The sequence below is a fragment of the Stenotrophomonas sp. Nf1 genome (assembly GCF_003028475.1).
Lineage (GTDB): Bacteria > Pseudomonadota > Gammaproteobacteria > Xanthomonadales > Xanthomonadaceae > Stenotrophomonas.
On the sequence record NZ_PYTV01000005.1, the window covers coordinates 197,417 to 214,206 of the forward strand.

General features: G+C 64.8%; 17 protein-coding genes. 15 read left to right on the plus strand and 2 right to left on the minus strand.

Annotated features, from left to right (window positions below; genetic code table 11):
• Positions 1–334 precede the first annotated feature (334 nt).
• Together C9412_RS11380 and C9412_RS11385 are read left to right on the plus strand one after the other, a co-directional pair.
• Complete coding sequence (locus tag C9412_RS11380; RefSeq protein WP_107231718.1) at positions 335–739, plus strand: DUF805 domain-containing protein; 405 nt, start codon at positions 335–337, stop codon at positions 737–739.
• A gap of 77 nt (positions 740–816) precedes the next feature.
• Positions 817–2,001: a hypothetical protein gene (locus C9412_RS11385; protein ID WP_107231719.1), complete on the plus strand. Its 1,185-nt coding sequence runs from the start codon at positions 817–819 to the stop codon at positions 1,999–2,001.
• On the opposite strand, the gene C9412_RS11390 is transcribed toward C9412_RS11385, so the two are convergent.
• Entirely contained in the window at positions 2,002–2,439 is a 438-nt protein-coding gene (locus tag C9412_RS11390) for a thioesterase family protein (protein WP_107231720.1), read from the minus strand.
• 80 nt (positions 2,440–2,519) lie between these two features.
• Entirely contained in the window at positions 2,520–2,885 is a 366-nt protein-coding gene (locus tag C9412_RS11395; RefSeq protein WP_258190165.1) for a hypothetical protein, read from the minus strand.
• A gap of 167 nt (positions 2,886–3,052) precedes the next feature.
• On the opposite strand from C9412_RS11395, the gene rimK reads away from it, so the two are divergent.
• From rimK to C9412_RS11460, 13 genes are all read left to right on the plus strand, one after another.
• Positions 3,053–3,931, plus strand: a complete 879-nt coding sequence (gene rimK, locus C9412_RS11400; RefSeq protein WP_107231722.1) for a 30S ribosomal protein S6--L-glutamate ligase — start codon at positions 3,053–3,055, stop codon at positions 3,929–3,931.
• A 255-nt stretch (positions 3,932–4,186) separates the two neighbouring features.
• Complete coding sequence (locus C9412_RS11405; protein ID WP_107231723.1) at positions 4,187–4,666, plus strand: hypothetical protein; 480 nt, start codon at positions 4,187–4,189, stop codon at positions 4,664–4,666.
• Between the two features lie 93 nt (positions 4,667–4,759).
• A complete protein-coding gene (locus C9412_RS11410; protein ID WP_107231724.1) occupies positions 4,760–5,242 on the plus strand; it encodes a hypothetical protein in 483 nt (160 codons plus the stop codon).
• 115 nt (positions 5,243–5,357) lie between these two features.
• Entirely contained in the window at positions 5,358–5,819 is a 462-nt protein-coding gene (locus C9412_RS11415; RefSeq protein WP_107231725.1) for a hypothetical protein, read from the plus strand.
• A 159-nt stretch (positions 5,820–5,978) separates the two neighbouring features.
• Positions 5,979–6,656, plus strand: coding sequence for a response regulator transcription factor (locus C9412_RS11420; RefSeq protein ID WP_005410804.1), 678 nt, complete (start codon positions 5,979–5,981; stop codon positions 6,654–6,656).
• Positions 6,619–7,986 carry a HAMP domain-containing sensor histidine kinase gene (locus tag C9412_RS11425; protein ID WP_107231726.1) on the plus strand — a complete coding sequence of 456 codons (1,368 nt, stop codon included), beginning with the start codon at positions 6,619–6,621 and terminating at the stop codon, positions 7,984–7,986. Before C9412_RS11420 ends, C9412_RS11425 begins: the two co-directional genes overlap by 38 nt.
• Positions 7,987–8,290: 304 nt before the next feature.
• Positions 8,291–8,707: a hypothetical protein gene (locus C9412_RS11430; protein WP_107231727.1), complete on the plus strand. Its 417-nt coding sequence runs from the start codon at positions 8,291–8,293 to the stop codon at positions 8,705–8,707.
• A 264-nt stretch (positions 8,708–8,971) separates the two neighbouring features.
• Entirely contained in the window at positions 8,972–11,581 is a 2,610-nt protein-coding gene (gene tssI, locus C9412_RS11435; RefSeq protein WP_107231728.1) for a type VI secretion system tip protein TssI/VgrG, read from the plus strand.
• Position 11,582: 1 nt separating this feature from the next.
• The gene (locus tag C9412_RS11440) at positions 11,583–12,389 is read left to right on the plus strand and encodes a DUF4123 domain-containing protein (protein WP_181358722.1); all 807 of its coding nucleotides are present in this window, start codon (positions 11,583–11,585) and stop codon (positions 12,387–12,389) included.
• On the plus strand, positions 12,386–12,985 hold the full coding sequence (locus C9412_RS11445) for a DUF3304 domain-containing protein (RefSeq protein WP_107231730.1): 600 nt from the start codon (positions 12,386–12,388) through the stop codon (positions 12,983–12,985). The genes C9412_RS11440 and C9412_RS11445 overlap by 4 nt, the downstream gene beginning before the upstream one ends.
• Positions 12,986–13,017: 32 nt before the next feature.
• Positions 13,018–13,986, plus strand: coding sequence for a DUF2235 domain-containing protein (locus C9412_RS11450; RefSeq protein WP_181358723.1), 969 nt, complete (start codon positions 13,018–13,020; stop codon positions 13,984–13,986).
• Between the two features lie 27 nt (positions 13,987–14,013).
• On the plus strand, positions 14,014–14,604 hold the full coding sequence (locus C9412_RS11455; RefSeq protein WP_181358724.1) for a DUF3304 domain-containing protein: 591 nt from the start codon (positions 14,014–14,016) through the stop codon (positions 14,602–14,604).
• A 5-nt stretch (positions 14,605–14,609) separates the two neighbouring features.
• Entirely contained in the window at positions 14,610–16,778 is a 2,169-nt protein-coding gene (locus C9412_RS11460; protein ID WP_107231733.1) for a DUF2235 domain-containing protein, read from the plus strand.
• Positions 16,779–16,790 lie beyond the last annotated feature (12 nt).

Sequence of the window (16,790 nt, forward strand, 5' to 3'; positions counted from 1 at the left end):
CGTAATTGATCTTTACCCGGTGCTCCTTCCGCTCCCTCCCCATGTCCATCGGGTTGGCCCCTACATTCTGGGGGCCTTCTCGCCGTTGACTGTTCTCGTCGCGGCACGCAGCTCTTCTGCCGAGGCTCGCGCTGACCGTCTGGAGACTTCACGGCACTTGCCCGAGTGGCTCATGCGCCCGCTTGCGCAGCAACGACCCTGGCAGCGATGGCTTACTCAGGCAACCTGCGCTGTCTGCCGGGGCCGTACTGCCGCAGGGTTCAGTTGGTGCTGGGCGTGGCAATGCTAAAAGATCGCTAACCGTTGCCCCCATCGTCCGCTGCCCGGAGCGTGAATGATTTCCGCACTTGTGCCCATCAGGCGTTGCTTTGATTTTTCAGGGCGATCCAACCGCAAGGAATTCTGGTCGTACTCCCTGCTTGCTGCGCTGGTGGTGGCGGTGAGCTACACCTTGATGGACGGCGGATACTGGCTGACGGGCACCGTGCTCCTCGATGGGGATGCCTTCGACCCGTTCCGGACGCTGGGGTGGTTCATGACGGTTGGTGCCGTCATCGTCCTCCTTCCACCGATGCTGGCCCTGGCTGTGCGACGACTGCACGATATCGACGAGTCTGGCTGGTACGTCGTGATCGCCTTCATCCCGTTGGGTGTATTCGTTCTCTTCCCTGTCATGCTCCTGCCGGGTAGCGAGGAGGAGAATCGATTCGGCGGCATTTCCGGCCTGCCGGGCGCCTGACTCAGCACAGGACGAAGTCCACCAGGTCGGAAGGAAACTGTGGGCAGACATTGCCTGCCACGACCTTGAAGGTTCGAATGGTGCACAGTCGTAGCCAGCATGCCCGCATGTCCGTTGATCGAATCGCTCTCCGTCGTTTGACCCAATGGTTGCCGTTCCTGGTCCTGGTCGCCGTCTGTGTGGCCTGGTGGTCTCCGCTGGGCGTGGTTGTCGCCCTTGTCGCGTGCCTTGTAGTGGGCGGCGTGCTGCAGCGCTTCGATCTGATCGGCGATGCGGTAGGCGGTGAACGGTTGCGCTCGCGATCACCAGGGCGCTTTGCCCACCGGCCGCCTGCCCACGATGTGCAGCTGGAATGGGGCGAGTTGGGCATGGGAGGGCCCGTCTTCAGCACCCAGATGCTGCGTGATGGTGCCATCGTCGAAGACATCGCCATTGCAGGTGGCCGTGATGCCAGCTGCGGATGGGAGGACATTCCGGGAAGCGCACTGCGCTGGGCCTCCGGCTACGTTGACCGGCGCGAGGCCGTCATCGTCTACGACGAGCATCACAAGGTGGTGCATGCGCTGGCGATGCCTTGCTGGCAGTTCTGTCAGCAACTGAACGCGCAGCGGCAATCCGAAGGAGACGCTGGCGCAGTGTCGTGGCTGCGCAGCCTGCCCAGCAACACCAGCCAGCTGCATCCCTGCCGCTGTCTGTGGCTGGAACAGGGGCATCCGGCGCTGGCCGCCGGGCTGCCGCAGGCATTGCGGCATGTCCTGCCTGATGCCCGGGTGCTGCAGGCCATCCCGCTGCTTCCCGACGACCTGCGTCTGACCGCGCATCCGGCCCTGTTCACGCGCATCTGTCCGTACGCCCTGTGTCTTGATGGCGAACGCAGTGACCGCCATGCCTGCGATCTGGATACGGTGATCACCAGCCCGGCAGGGCGATGCCTGGTGGTGAGAGGGAGCGTGCTTGATGCGGATCTGCGCCCCATCGAGGGCGTGTGGCTCATACATTGGCAGGGGCGTTGGCAGGCCATTGGCCGCCGTGCGATGGGCGGCAGCGGCAAGGCCCGGGGTGGGGCCTGGATCGACGTGATCGAGGCCGGCGATGACGGCACGCTCCGATGCGAGGCCTACGAGGAACGCTGGGAGGTTGACGACATCACGCGTTGCCCGACAGTACACACGTCGTTGGAACTTCCTGTGGAGTGGCGGGACACTCCATTGGCACTGCGTGTTCGCAATGGACGCTTCAGCCTTCGCATCCCTTCTCCCTGATCAGGTCTGGGTGGCGGGCTCGCCTGCTTCGCGCAGTCGTTGCGCATACTCCTCGGTAAACAGCGCCGACAACGCCTGTCGCTGCCTTGCATCGATCTCGCGCGACGTACTGGCCGCATAGTCGAAATGCACCATCACGCAGCGTCCGCTGGCGACCAGTGCATCGAACTGGAATGCCTGCTGCATGATCGACAGCGAGGAGCGGCCAATGTTCTCGATGCGGGTCTCGATACGCACCTCGTGTCCTGCCTGTATCTGCTGCAGGAAGTCGATCTCGTAGCGGCGCAGGATCAGCGTCAGGTCGCGCATGCTGGCCTCACCACTGAAGTGCCGGAAGATCTCCTGGCGGCCCTCCTCGAACCAGACGGGCAGGGCGGTGTTGGTGACGTGGCCGAGTACGTCCACTTCGGAGAAGCGCGGAAGGATCGTCAGCGGCATGAAGTCTCCGGGGGCGTAGTGGGCGGAATCTCCGGCGACGATGCTGCCATCGCCGGAGACAGTACGGCGGCTATCGGTTGTCAGTCAGAGTAGAAACCATTGCCGAGGGTGCCGGGCAGGCCGGGTTCCGGCCACGGCATCAGGGATGTGCAGGCGTCATACAGCGTGCAGAAGTCCTGCCGCAGTTGCGCAGGCACCCAGCTGCCGTAGGAAACCTCGGTCGAATCGCCCTGGCAGGCGTAGGAGACATCGATCCAGCGGGTATTGGCGTGTGAGGCAACGCCCTGGTGCTGTGTCTTGCCCGTGCAGTAGCGCAGGCCCTGGCCGATCAGGGTGTTGTTGGCATCGAAGTAAAGCCGGGAGACTGCATGGGTCGGCGCAGCCTGTACGTGTGCGGCGCCTCCCACCAGGCCAAACAGCAACAACAGCGGAATTCCCATTCGCATCTGTAGTTCTCCTTGGATTATGTAAGCCGGCCGTGTCCTGTCCTGTAGCCGGCGAAAGGCATCTTCGCACAGCCCCGGCATGCACGCAGATGCGGCGGCCTGCGGGGCATCATCCATCCGCCACACGCCCGCGCTATGCTTCGCGCCTGCCGACCGATCCTGCCGCGATGAAGCTCGCCATCCTGTCCCGCAACAGCTCCCTGTATTCCACCCGCCGGCTGGTCGAGGCGGCGCGCGCGCGCGGCCATACGGTGCGCATTCTCGACCCGCTGCGCTGCTACATGCGCATCGCCGCCGATGGCTTCTCGATGCACTACAAGGGCCGGCCGATGACCGGCGTGGACGTGGTGATCCCGCGCATCGGTGCCTCGATCACCCGCTACGGCACCGCCGTGCTGCGCCAGTTCGAGCTGATGGGCGCACGCACCCCCAATCCCTCCGACGCGATCCTGCGCTCGCGCGACAAACTGCGTGCGCACCAGCTGCTGGCGGCCAAGGGCATCGACATGCCGGTGACGGTGTTCGGCGACAACCCCGATGACACGGTGGACCTGCTGTCCATGCTCGGGCCGCCGCCGCATGTGGTGAAGCTCAACGAGGGCACCCAGGGCCGTGGCGTGATCCTCACCGAGAAAGCCAGCGCCTCGCGCGGCATCGTCGAGGCGTTGCGCGGCCTGTACGCCAATTTCCTCATGCAGGAATTCATCGGCGAGGCCAAGGGCGCCGACCTGCGCTGCTTTGTGGTCGGCGACCAGGTGGTGGCCTCGATGCAGCGACAGGCCCCGGAAGGTGACTTCCGCTCCAACCTGCATGCCGGTGGCACTGCGGTGGCGGCCAAGGCCAGCCGCGCCGAACAACAGGTGGCGGTGCGCTCGGCCAAGGCGCTGGGGTTGTCGGTGTGTGGCGTGGACCTGATCCGCTCCGCCCGTGGCCCGCTGGTGCTGGAGGTCAACTCCACCCCTGGCCTGGAGGGCATCGAGGCAGCCTGCGGCGTCGATGTCGCCACGCGCATCATCGCGCATGTCGAGAAGCTGAAAAAGCCCTGATTATTCAGCGGCTTGAGATTCTCATGGCGGGTGAGCCGGACTTTTAACAAGGCTTTAATCGGACCCGGCGTAGGCTTTAGCGAACCGCAGCTCTGCCTCTCAGCAGGATCGGTAATCGGGATACGACTTCAGGCCCAGGCGGGTGCACCGTCTGGGCCTTTTTTATGCTGCGGGGCAGCAGCGCCGGTCCCTTGTGGAGGCCGCGTGAGGGTCGTAGAGTTGGGCCTTCGTTCCGGGATGGATCGGGAGGTTGGCATGTACCGCATCATGATGATCGCGTTGTTGCTGGGCCTGTCTGGCGGTGTTGCCGCCAAACCAGAGAAAGCCGCTGTACAGATGGACCGGCAGGCGCCGGTGGCCGAACAGATGCGCCAGGTGGAAACCGCCCTGGGCACCCCCGAATACGCTGAACTGTCCCTGGAGGACCGCAACCAGGTGCAGCAGTCGCTGTCGCGCATCCGCCAGCACATGGGTGAGCGGCAGACCGTGCAGGAACTGCCGCCGCAGTTGCAGACCGAAGTCTTCAACGAGCAGGAGCGGATCAACACCCTGCTGGTGCGCGGGCACGACGACAGCCGGCAGATCTGCAGGTACGAGCGCACCACCGGCAGCAACATGCCCAAGAGCCGTTGCCTGACGGTGGCCGAGCGGCGCCGTATCGAAGAGAAGGGCAAGGCGCTGATCAATGACCAGCGCAGCTACAACACCCTCGCACCGCCGCCCGCGGGGCGTTGATCGCACCGTCTGTCGGCCTGTGCCGGCGCTGCCCTGCGGGGCGCCGATGCAACCGCAGCGGACGTTCCACTCATGGATGACTTGGAGATAACGATGCAGCGCATGATTTCCCTCACCCTGGCGATGGGCCTGGCCCTGGCCACCACCGCCCAGGCCAAATCCGAGAAGGCCGGCGTGAAGCTCGATGGCAGCGCGCCAGTGGCCGAACAGCTGCGCACCGTGGAAACCGCCATCAACAGCGACGACTACAGTGAGATCGGGCTGGAAGACAAGAGCCGTGTGCAGCAGGCGGTGGGGCGTATCCGCGACCGGATGGGCGAGCACGAGCGTGTTGAGCAGCTCAGCCCGAATGACCAGACCGCGGTCTTCAACGACCAGGAAGTGATCAACACGATCCTGACCCGGGCCCGCGCCGACAGCCGCATGGTCTGCCGCCGCGAGCGCTCCACCGGCAGCAACATGCCGCAGAGCGTCTGCATGACCGTCGCCCAGCGGCGCAAGGCGCAGGAGGACAGCCGCAAGGTGCTCAATGGCATCCAGAACTTCCCGGCGGACGACAAGAACTTCAGGCGCTGATGGTTGGCGTTCTGGCAGGGCCCCGCCAACGGTCACCCTGCCGTGCGTCCCTTGTGAACGCATCGGTGGAACCGTAAAGTCGGGGCCCTATTCACGGACGAACATGGAGCTCGTCATGTACCGCACCACCACGCTCGCGCTGATGCTTTCCCTGGGCCTGGCAGCCACCGTGCAGGCCAAGGCACAGAAGGAGGCCGTACGCATGGACGCCACCACGCCGGTCTCCGAACAGATCCGCCGCGTTGAAACGGCCATGGGCAGCGAGGATTACAGCGAGATCGGCCTGGAAGACAAGAGCCGCGTGCAGCAGGCGCTGAACCGGATCAAGGTCAAGATGAACGGCCGCGAGAAGGTTGACGAGCTGGCAGCGCAGGAGCGCACGGACGTCTTCAACGAGCAGGAGATCGTCAACACGATCATGAGCCGGGCCCAGGCCGACAGCCGCATGATCTGCCGCCGCGAGCGCCTGACCGGCAGCAACATGCCGCAGAGCGTGTGCCTGACCGTGGCCCAGCGCCGCAAGGCCCAGGACGACAGCCGCCAGGCACTGACCGACCAGCAGCGCCTCAGCCGCTGAGCGGTGCCCACGGGGGCCTTGCCGCCTCGTGCCTTCGGTACGAAATGTTAAGACTGGAACCTGTATCGTTCAGCAGGTAGACGTCGCGTCCACCGCCCCCAGGCCATTCTGGGGCGGTGGGCCTGGCCCCCGACGACCCTTCAAGAACCAGAGGTTCCAGTGCGCATTCTCGTAATCGAAGACAACAGCGACATCGCCGCCAACCTTGGCGACTACCTTGAGGATCGTGGCCACACCGTGGACTTCGCTGCCGACGGCGTGACCGGCCTGCACCTGGCGGTGGTCCACGAGTTCGACGCCATCGTGCTGGATCTGAACCTGCCGGGCATGGATGGCATTGAAGTGTGCCGCAAGCTGCGCAACGAAGCGCGCAAGCAGACCCCGGTGCTGATGCTGACCGCGCGTGATTCGCTGGACAACAAGCTGGCCGGTTTCGACTCCGGCGCCGACGACTACCTGATCAAGCCGTTCGCGCTGCAGGAAGTGGAAGTGCGCTTGAACGCGCTGTCGCGACGCGGCAAGGGCGTGCAGACCCGCGTGCTGGAGACCGGCGATCTGGAATACAACCTGGACACGCTGGAAGTGCGCCGCCAGGGCAAGCTGCTGCAGCTCAATCCGACCGCGCTGAAGATCCTGCAGGCACTGATGGAGGCGGCCCCGGCCGTGGTGACCCGCCAGGAACTGGAAACCCGCGTGTGGGGCGAAGAACTGCCCGACTCGGATTCGCTGCGCGTGCATATCCATGGCCTGCGCGCCGTGGTCGACAAGCCCTTTGAAGTGCCGCTGATCCAGACCCGCCATGGCATCGGATACCGCATCGCTACCCCGGAAGCCTGATTCCGTGGCAACCAAGGGGGAGCGCCGGCGTACGCCCTATCGGCGGCGTCTGCGCAGCCGCATCATCGTTTCATTCGTGTTGTTGGGCTTCTGCCTGACGACACTGTTTGCCTTCGCCACCAACTGGGCCCGCCTGCGCGTGGAAAACCAGCTGGTGGAAGAGTTGATGAACCGCAATATCGACGAGTACGCGCGGCGCTATTACGAACACCCGGGACACAACCCGGACGCGCCGGTGCTGCAGATCCGGGCATATGCCTATTCCAAGGACAAGTTTGACCGGGTACGCGAAGAGCGGGCGCAATGGGCGGGTTTTTCTGACGGCATTCACAGCGTCAGCGGCGATGAACACGGCGAGCCGTACTCGTACAAGTTGGCTGTACGCAAGACGCCTGACGCCTGGTTCTTCCTCGCCTATGACATGACCGACAGCGTGCGCGGCGGCAAGCAGCTCAACCGCGCGCTGGTGTTGTCGGTGCTGGTGTTCAGCGTGCTGTCGCTGGTGCTCGGCTGGTGGTCGGCCTCGAAGGTGATGAAGCCGGTGTCGGACCTGGCCGCGCGGCTGCGTGCCTACCGTGGTGGCACCAGTGATCCGGAGCCCTTGGCGCCGCGCTTCCCCGATGACGAAGTGGGGCAGCTGGCGCAGGCGCTGGACGACTACTCCTCGCGGCTGACCGAAGTGGTACAGCGTGACCGCGAGTTCAACGCCGACGTCAGCCACGAGCTGCGCACGCCGCTGGCGGTGATCCGTGGCGCCACCGAACTGCTGCTGACCCGCCCCGGCCTGGACGAGAAGGTGCTGCAGCGCCTGCAGCGCATCCAGCGTGCCGAACAGCAATGCAGCGATCTGATTGGCGCGCTGCTGCTGCTGTCGCGAAACGAGCGCGGGCAGGGCACCAGCAACGTGGCCCGCGTGGCCGAGCAGCTGCTGGATGCACACCGCGCGCAGCTGGGCGGCAAGCCGCTGGAACTGGCGCTGGAAGGCGAGCGCGATCTGGTGATCGACGCACCCGAAGCCGCACTGTCGGTGGCGCTGGGCAACCTGATCGGCAACGCGGTGAAGTATTCCCAGGATGGCGAAGTGCGCGTGCATGTGGGCGCCAACGCCGTCTCGGTGACCGACAGTGGTCCCGGGCTGAGCGAGGAAGACGCGGCCAAGCTGTTCCAGCGTGGCTACCGCGGTACCCACGCGGGCCATTCGCAGGGCGGCGGCATCGGCCTGTCGATCGTCAGCCGCCTGTGCGACCTGTACGGCTGGCAGGTAAGCGTGCGGCCCGGTGGCCAGCGCGGCGTGATCGCCACACTGACGTTCTCGCCCAAGCCGCTGTAACGGCGGCGTGGCCGACCTGGGTTGGCACATGGATCTGCATGGGTGGGTGCCAACCTGGGTTGGCACATGAATCTGCCCTGGTAGGTGCCAACCTTGGTTGGCACTGATGCCTGGCACTCGGCATTGGCTATCCACGCATGGCGTGGATCTACCGGAACATGACTGTTTCCGCCTGCCTCGGCGTGCGGTGGCTCACGGTTCCGAGCACCCGCATCCTCGTTGACGCATTTGCCTCCTGACGGACCGAAGCGCAGATGGCCAGATGCCAGTGTCGGATCGTCCGTCGCCTGCCAGGAGCCTCGTTGTGTCACACCATGCCCGTTACCCGAACCTGCACCAGTTGGTTGGCGACTCGGTCAGCCAGCTCTCCACCGAGGTCGCCCAGCGCGTCGAGGATGTGCTGTCCCGGCCCGATGGCCTGATGCCGATCCTGATGGCACAGATGGACGTCGACGGCTTCACTGCAGACGCTGCGCGGCGCGCCGGCTTGAAGCCCCCGCAGGCCGGCACGCCGGCCGGCCTGAGGCACACCGTGGCCGGCATCTCCACCTTGACCCGGATGATGTATGCCGCGCATATCGCGCGTACCCGTGGAGGTCCGTTGCAGGTCGTGCCACCGGATGCCATCGAAGGCCTGCTGCTGGCCGCGCGCGAGCTGACCTGCTACGCGCAGCAGCAGTTGCAGGCCGAAATGGCCCGGGGCGCAGCAACCCTGCAATAGCCGCCGTACCCGCTGCCGGCCCGGAGCCGCACCACACCTGGGCACGCGCGGTCTCCCGCCGCGTTGTCGCATTCCACCATCCCGGCGGCGCAGCAACGGCCCTCACGTCGCCACGTGGAAACCGGCGAGGCCCGGTATGCCGGACCGGAATCGATCCTCGGCGCTTTTCAGACACTTTTCAGATTGCGTGCTCCGTATCGATCCGCCAAGGCTTGAACCACGGGAAAGCGCGCGCTCGCGCGCTGTATTCGTTGAGGAACTGCCATGGATCACCGAGCATCATTCGTTGCTGCCTGCGAGGCGTCATCGCGCGTCCATCGTTTCTGCGGTCCAACCGACCTGCGGCTGATCGTGGAGCGCTGGCACGGCAGCGAATCGTTGTCCGAAGGCCTGCACTGCCAGATCGATCTGCTCGGCGAGGCATGCGGGCACAGCCTGGATGACTGGCTGACCCGGCCGGCAAGCATTACCACGCGTCTGCCGGATGGGGCCGAGATTGTCCGGGTGGGGTTGATCCGCAGTGTGGAGCAACTGGACTGCGCAGGCCCACTTATGCGGTACCGCATTCACCTTGCCGACTGGACCGCCTGGCTGCATGACAGCCTCCACAGCCGAGTGTTCCAGGATGAGAATGTGGCCAGCATCATCAGCACGGTGCTGTCGGTCCACGCACCGCTGGCGCATTGGTCCTGGCACATCGGAAGCGCTGCTGCGCTCGAGCGCAGGTGCCGGGGCTACCGCGTGCAGTACCGGCAATCGGACATGGCGTTCCTGCAGCAGTTGATGGCTGATGAAGGCTTGGGCTGGTGCATCCGCACGCTGCCCGAGGCCCCCGGCGGGCACACGCTGATGATCTTCGGCGACAGCACGCGATGCTCGCTGCTGCCACGGCCGCGACGCCTGCACCAGAGCCAGCGCGTGCCCGACGGGGCGGGGATCGCCGCGCTGCACGAGGTGTACCGGGTGGTACCGACCCAGATGACCCGCGTGGCGGACCTGGACGATCCGTTGCGCGTGGTTTCGGCCAGCCTGCCTGTCCGCACCGTGGGCACTGGACCCTTGGAAGACTTTTCGCCGGCCGGCCACACGGCATGGGAGACCTCGCGCGAAGCCTTGGCCGAGGTGATGCGTGATACCGAAGCGGCGCTTTGCGAGCAGCGACGCTGGAGCGGCGAAAGTACCGAGCCGGACTTTCAGCCCGGCTACGCGTTCGAGGTGCTGGCAGAGCCGGGCCAGCGTGCGGTGCCGGCATTGTTGCTGACGACGGTGCATCACGCGGCGGTCAATCAACTGCCTGCGGTTGTCAAGTTGCAGCAGGAGCTGCCGTTGCCCGCACCGTCCGACACCGTGCCCGCCGACCGCGCGCAGCGGCTGGGCTATGCCAACCGTTTCGAGGCGATGCCGTTTGACCGCCGCTGGCGACGTTCGCCGGCCCGTACGGCAGCGCGGCCGACGGCGCTGGGTCCGCAACTGGCCACGGTGCTCGGCGGCGATGACGGTGCGCCGCTGCAGATGGATGCAAGCGGATGCATCCGCGTGCGGTTCGGCTTTGCCACCGACAGCAGGGCTGACAGCGGCTGGCTGCGCGTCGCCCAGACCTACGCCGGGCCGGGTGTCGGCAGTCAGTTCCTGCCCCGCGTGGGCCAGGAAGTGGTGGTGGACTTCATCCACGGCGACCTCTGCCGCCCCATCGTGATCGGCGCGCTCTACAACGGCCGTGGCGAAGCGCGCGCTGAAGCGTTGGCGCAGTCCAGCGATGTCGGCAGCAGCGCCCAGAACAACCTGACCGGTGGCAATGCCCCGCGCTGGCATGCGGCCGGTGCGGGCGAAGCGGCCCAGCGTAATGCCGGCGCGGTATGGGGCATCAGTTCGCAGAGTTGGGATGGCCAGGGCGGCAACAGCCTGGAGTTCGACGACAGCGATGACCAGCTGCAGGTGAGACTGGCCACAACGCAGTGCCACAGCGCACTCAGCATGGGCCATCTGCGTTACCCGCAGCACAACTTCCGAGGCAGCCTGCGCGGAAGCGGATACGAACTGCGCAGCGACGCTTGGGGCGCCGTGCGTGCCACCGCAGGGCTCTGGCTGGACGCCATGCAACGCAACGCCTCCGCGCCGGCCGGTCTGCGTGCTGCGCCGGTGGCGCTGCTGCGGCAGACCCTCGTGCTGGCGCAGTCCTTCGATGAAGCGACACGGCAGCAGCGTACGGTGCGGCTGCGCGGTTATGCCATCGACGCCGTCGGTGCGAGTGCACTGCAGTCGCTGGCCGACAGCGTGGCAGCGTCGCAATGCATCGCGGGCAGTGACGAGCGCGTTCCCGCCACCGGCTCGGCGGTGCTCGGCTTGTCGGCGCCGGCAGGCATCTGTCAGGTAGCCGGCCAGGCGATCCAGCTGGCGGCGGGGCACAGCACGCTGCTGGCCAGTGGCGCCAGCTCGGGCGTGATCGTTGCCGGGCATGCGCGCTGGCAGGGCCGCCAGGCGATCGGTGTTCTGGCCGGCGCAACCCGCAACCCCGGAAATGCAGGACTGAGCGTGGTGGCCGGTGCGCAGTCGCTCGATGTCCAGGCGCAGGCAAACGCCGTGAGCCTGCAGGCTCGCGCCAATGTGGTGGCGGCCAGCCAACAGGGGGAAGTGCAGCTGGCGGCGGGTGGCATCCTGCATATCGCGACGGCGGAGGGCGCGGCCATCACCCTGGTGGACGGAAACCTGCACGTTACCTGCCCCGGCACGCTGACCTTCGAGACCGGTGACCGGCACTTCACCGGCCCGGTGCAGGAGCTGTATCCGCTGCCACAGTTCGTGCAGACGGTCTGCGTGGAGTGCCTGCTGAAGGCGATGCAGGCCGGCCTGCCGTGGGCTGCCAAGAATGGTTGATGTGCCGTGGATCGATCCGTGGCGGCATGCCCGGTTGCCGTGGCAAAGCGTTGGCGATCAGGTCGCGGACGTTCTGCCCGCCTGCGCGCTGCTGGATATGGCGTTCGCACCGGATGGCTGGAAGCACCTGCGCGCGTTGCCTGCGCAGATGGATCCGCTGTTCACCCATCGCTATGCGGGCAAAGGCCTGGACCGGTTGTCGCCCTGCCTGGTTGTCCTGCCAGGCGAAGCCGCAGCACGCGCGCATTGCTGGCAGATGCTGCTGAAGCTGAGTCATGGCGCACCGATGCTTTCGGCGCTGCGCACTACCGCTGACCCGCAAGATCTGGCCGGGCACCTGCGCGGGATCTGGGAAGGCTGTTCCAGCACCGGACAGCCGTGGTTGCTGCGCTGGGGCGATGGGCGTGCCGCCGCCGGTCTGCTGGATGTGCTGGACGATGCACAACGGACACGCGTGCTGACCGGTCTGCACGACTGGCATCTGCCTGCACGCAACGGTGCGTGGACGCGGGTGGCCGGGAAGGGCAGCGCGCAGTTCGATGTCGACGCAAGGCCACTGACCTTCACTGCCGGCCAGGAAGCCGCACTGCGCAGCGGGAGTCAGGCCGATGCCATCACGCGCTTCGTTCTGCAAAGACCAGCGCTACGCCCGGACGGCATGCCGCCCTCGCAGGTGCATCGCTGTGCGGAACACGCTTTGGCTCGGCTGGCACACCGGGGCATTGAGCATCCCGCGCTGGCGCACCGGATGACAATCAAGGCGGTTGCTGCTTGGAATGCTCGCCGTGGCGATGAAGGGGAGCCATGAAGCGGTTTCTGACGGTGGCGATTCTGAGCGGGCTTGGCGTGCTTGCCGTGGCCGGAGTGGTGCTCAAGTTCATGGACTTCAGGGTCGGGCCGCCGCCGCCGGATCCCACGGCGCGGATCATCATTGACGCTGCTTCCGGCCATGACATCACCGCTGCGCCACCAGAGATGCACCTGAAGATTGGTGTCGCCAACTACTCGGATGATGGGTTGGGTAAGGTCTTCATCAACGATGCCTGGGCAGGGGGGATGGAGCCGCGATCGAGTGGCAACGCTGCCACCTGCTGCGTGACGTTGCCACGCCTCTGGCATCCAGGGTTGAAGGTGACGGTGGCCTACCGCACCAGCAGCATGTTTCTCAAGGATCCTCAAAGCTACGTTGAGAAGGACGTTCTTGTTGCTCCCTATAAACCGTTTCTTGATGGATTCATTTACTTCATGTACTTCCCGGATGACCAGGTGCGGGTGGTGGCGACGCCTTACTTTCCGGGCTATCCGAAGTTTGCCTATGACATAGGGTTTGCCAGTCGCGAGCGTGACGAAGAAAAGGTGGCGCGATTCCTTCTGCAAACCGCTACAGAGGGGCTGGAAGAATGAGAGTGGCTGTTTCGCCTCCGGCTTCTGACAGAGTGACCAAGTTGAGCCATCGTGAATTGGCGCGCAATGCAGGCGCAACTATCGGATCATCTTTCGATTGCGGTTTGGAACTCTTCGTTGGTTGCTTCTTCGATGGAACGAGAAACCACAGGCTGAACTCTCGCCGGCAGGGGAATCAAACGGAGTCAAATGTCGCTCGACTCTTTGAGGTATTTGATCGTGATCAGGGCTCAAGTCTCGCGGCGCGCGCGTCCCGGTTCGCCAGCTACATCCAAGGCGTTGGCACTGAGGCGCTCAAGGAAATTGGCGATACCGGCACCGGGTGGCACGCTCGCGCTGGCGCAGCAGCGGGCTGGGGCGGTGAGGGACGGGTGAACTGGATGTTGATGCAGGTCCAGGACCACCTCTTGACCCATTTCGCAGACACCACCGTCACCTCCGCCATGGGCTTCGATTCCAGCGTCCCCGTTGCGCGCAAGATGAGTGCCGATCTCCGTCTGCACCTGCAGGACGTTGAGCGCCTGGCGCAGGCGGCGCGGATGTCGCTGTCCAACTACCTGGCGGTTAATCAAGGGCAAGAGGAGATCGATCTTCGCAACTCGCTCAGTGGCGGCTTCTGGAACATGGTGGGCGCGTTGCAACGGGTGCGCGGCACGCACCTGGCGCGTGCCGATCATGCCTCGCGTCGTGCGGTTCTACAGGAACGTCGCGCCTTTCTGGCAAAGAAGGTAGCGCCGTTCCAGAAGCAGAATCCCCGCGTAGATCGCATCCGTATATCGGTGTTCGGCTTCTCGCGTGGCGCCACCGAGGCACGCGTGTTCTGCAACTGGCTCGGCGATGCCTGCGATCCCGCCCCCGGGCCGCTGCGCTTGTGTGGCATTCCGGTGCAGATCGATTTCATTGGGTTGTTCGATACCGTCGCTTCAGTAGGTGCCGTGCAGAACTTCTTTGAATCCGTACTTGATGGCCACGGCGTGCGCCTTAACCGAAGGTGCAATTGAATGACACAGCCTGATCGAGTGAAGGTCGTGACGAAGTTGCTGACCAGATTGGCTCTGATCGGTCTTGCGATGCTGGCCGTGGCGGGTGTCGTTCTCAAGTTCATGGATTTCAGGGTCGGGCCGCTGCCGCCAGATCCCACGGCGCCGATTATCATTGACTACACTTCCGGCCATGACATCACCGCTGCGCCACCAGAGATGCACCTGAAGATTGGTGTCGCTAATTACTCGGATGATGGGCTGGGGACGGTCTTCATCAACGATGCTTGGGCAGGGGGGATGGAGCCACGAGCCAGCGGTAATGCCGCCACCTGCTGTGTGACGTTGCCACGCCTCTGGCATCCAGGGTTGAAGGTGACGGTGGCCTACCGCACCAGCAGTATGTTTCTGAAGGATCCCCAAAGCTATGTTGAGAAGGACGTCCTCGTCGCGCCCTATAAGCCATTTCTTGATGGGTTCATTTACTTTTTCTACTTCCCGGGTGACCAGGTGCGGGTGGTGGCGACTCCTTACAGTCCGGGCTACCCCGGATTCGCGTACACCATCGATCATGCGGAGCTTGAGCGCGACCCTGGGAGGGTGGCGAGATTTCTCAATGAGACGGAAGGTGAGGAGTAGATGCAATGAGAGTCAGTTCTTCGGAATTGTTGCGTGAGAATCCAACAAATCTTGATATGCGTGAGATGGCTCGATGGGCGGGATCCTCCGTTGACACGATATCGCCATGCGGTATTGAAATTTTCATTGGCTGCTTTTTCGATGGCACACGAAACCATCGCTTGAACTCGTTGAGACGTGGCGACTTTACGCAGTCCAATATTTCACGGTTGTTCGATGTCTTTGATCGAGGGCAGTCTGGCGGGGTAGGGGGACGCCGCAAGCGATTTTCCAGCTACATTCAAGGTGTTGGTACGGAGGCATTGAAGGAGATTGGTGATACGGGGACAGGCTGGCACGCGCGCGCCGGCGCGGCAGCCGGCTGGGGCGGCGAGGGTCGGGTGAACTGGATGCTGATGGAGGTTCAGGACCATCTCCTCGATCATTTCGCGGGTACCACTGTCACCAAAGCCATGGGTTTCGATTCCACCGTCCCCGTCGCGCGCAGGATGAGTGCCGATCTTCGCCTGCACCTGCAGGATGTCGAGCGCCTGGCGCAGGCGGCGCGGATGTCGTTGTCCAACTACCTGGCGGTCAACCAGGGGCAGGAGGAGATCGATCTTCGCAACTCGCTCAGCGGCGGTTTCTGGAACATGGTGGGCGCGTCGCAACGGGTGAGGGGCACCCATCTGGCCCGCGCCGATCACACCTCGCGCCGTGCGGTATTGCAGGAGCGTCGCGCGTTTCTGGAAAAGAAGGTGGCACCGTTCCAGAAGCAGAATCCCCGTGTAGACCGCATCCGTTTGTCGGTGTTCGGCTTCTCGCGCGGCGCCACCGAGGCACGCGTGTTCTGCAACTGGCTCGGCGATGCCTGTGACCCCGGCCCCGGGCCGCTGCGCTTGTGTGGCATTCCGGTGCAGATCGACTTCGTGGGCCTGTTCGATACGGTCGCCTCGGTAGGTGCCGCGCAGAGCTTCTTTGAGTCGGTGTTCGACGGCCATGGCGGCTGGGCAGCAGGTGAAGACCTGCGCATTCCTGCCGATGTGCGCCGTTGTGTGCACATGGTGGCCGCGCATGAAGTACGTGGCTCGTTTCCGGTGGACCTGGTGGACGGTGCGAACTGCGAGCAGATCATTTATCCCGGGGTACATTCGGACGTGGGCGGCGGCTACACGCCCGGTGAGCAGGGGCGCTCGCTGAATGACGCTGACAAGCTTTCGCAGATTCCGCTGTGCGACATGTATCGGCATGCGGTGGCGGCAGGCGTGCCGCTGTTGCCCGTCGAGAAGGCGCGCGTGGAGTTGCAGCGTCAGTTCGATGTCTCCCCGGAACTGCGCCAGCACTACAACGCGTACTTGAAGGCGATGGCGCCGTTCCTGCCGGCCAGCACTCCGGCCTCCAAGGCCAACCGCACCGCGGTGCTGATGTACGCCCACTATCGCCAGTACCTGCTCTGGCGTCGGCAGCATCTGGATGACTTCGATCGTCTGCCGGGCTACCTGCAGGCCTCAGCGCAGGACCGCGCGGACCTGCTCGGCGGCAATGCCGAGCTGGTGCAGGAGGCGCGGGCGATGCGCTACAACAACGCAACGGGGCGCATCCGCAGCGGAAGTGTTGCGACCCACCACGGCATGGCGACGCCTCCGTCGCCGCCGTACAACAATGTTCAGGCGCTGGATTTCGTGCAGGTGAAACTGCGTGGGCAGAAGGAACAGCAGTGGCTGGATGGCCAGATCCAATCGATATGGGAGTCGCGGCAGGCACCACCGCAGGCGGTGGCCACGTTCCTGGATGGCTACGTGCACGACTCGCGGGCGTGGTTCAAGCCGTTCGGGCTGGACGATGACGAGTGGCTGCACGTGCAGCAGCGCGAACGGGACACCTACCGGCAGCGGATGCGTGAGCTGGATGCAATTGAGCGGTCCCACCGGCAGGAGCGGGAGCGCATGCAGCGGGCCGGACAGCTGTTCCAGCCACGGGTGCCGTTGGCGATGTCGGTGCAGGAACTGGAGGCGCTGACCGACTGGCGGCAGCGGCCGGATGACTTCGATGAAGCATTGCAGCTGACCGGGCGCGAATACCACTGGCAGTGGGGCTATCTGCGCTGGCGTACCTGCTACCTCAACCCGCCCGGTGTGACGGTGGCCGAGGCATCGGCGCGCAGGTGGTCGCGTGCGGAGGGGGCGGCCGCGTAGCGCTCGCGCGGG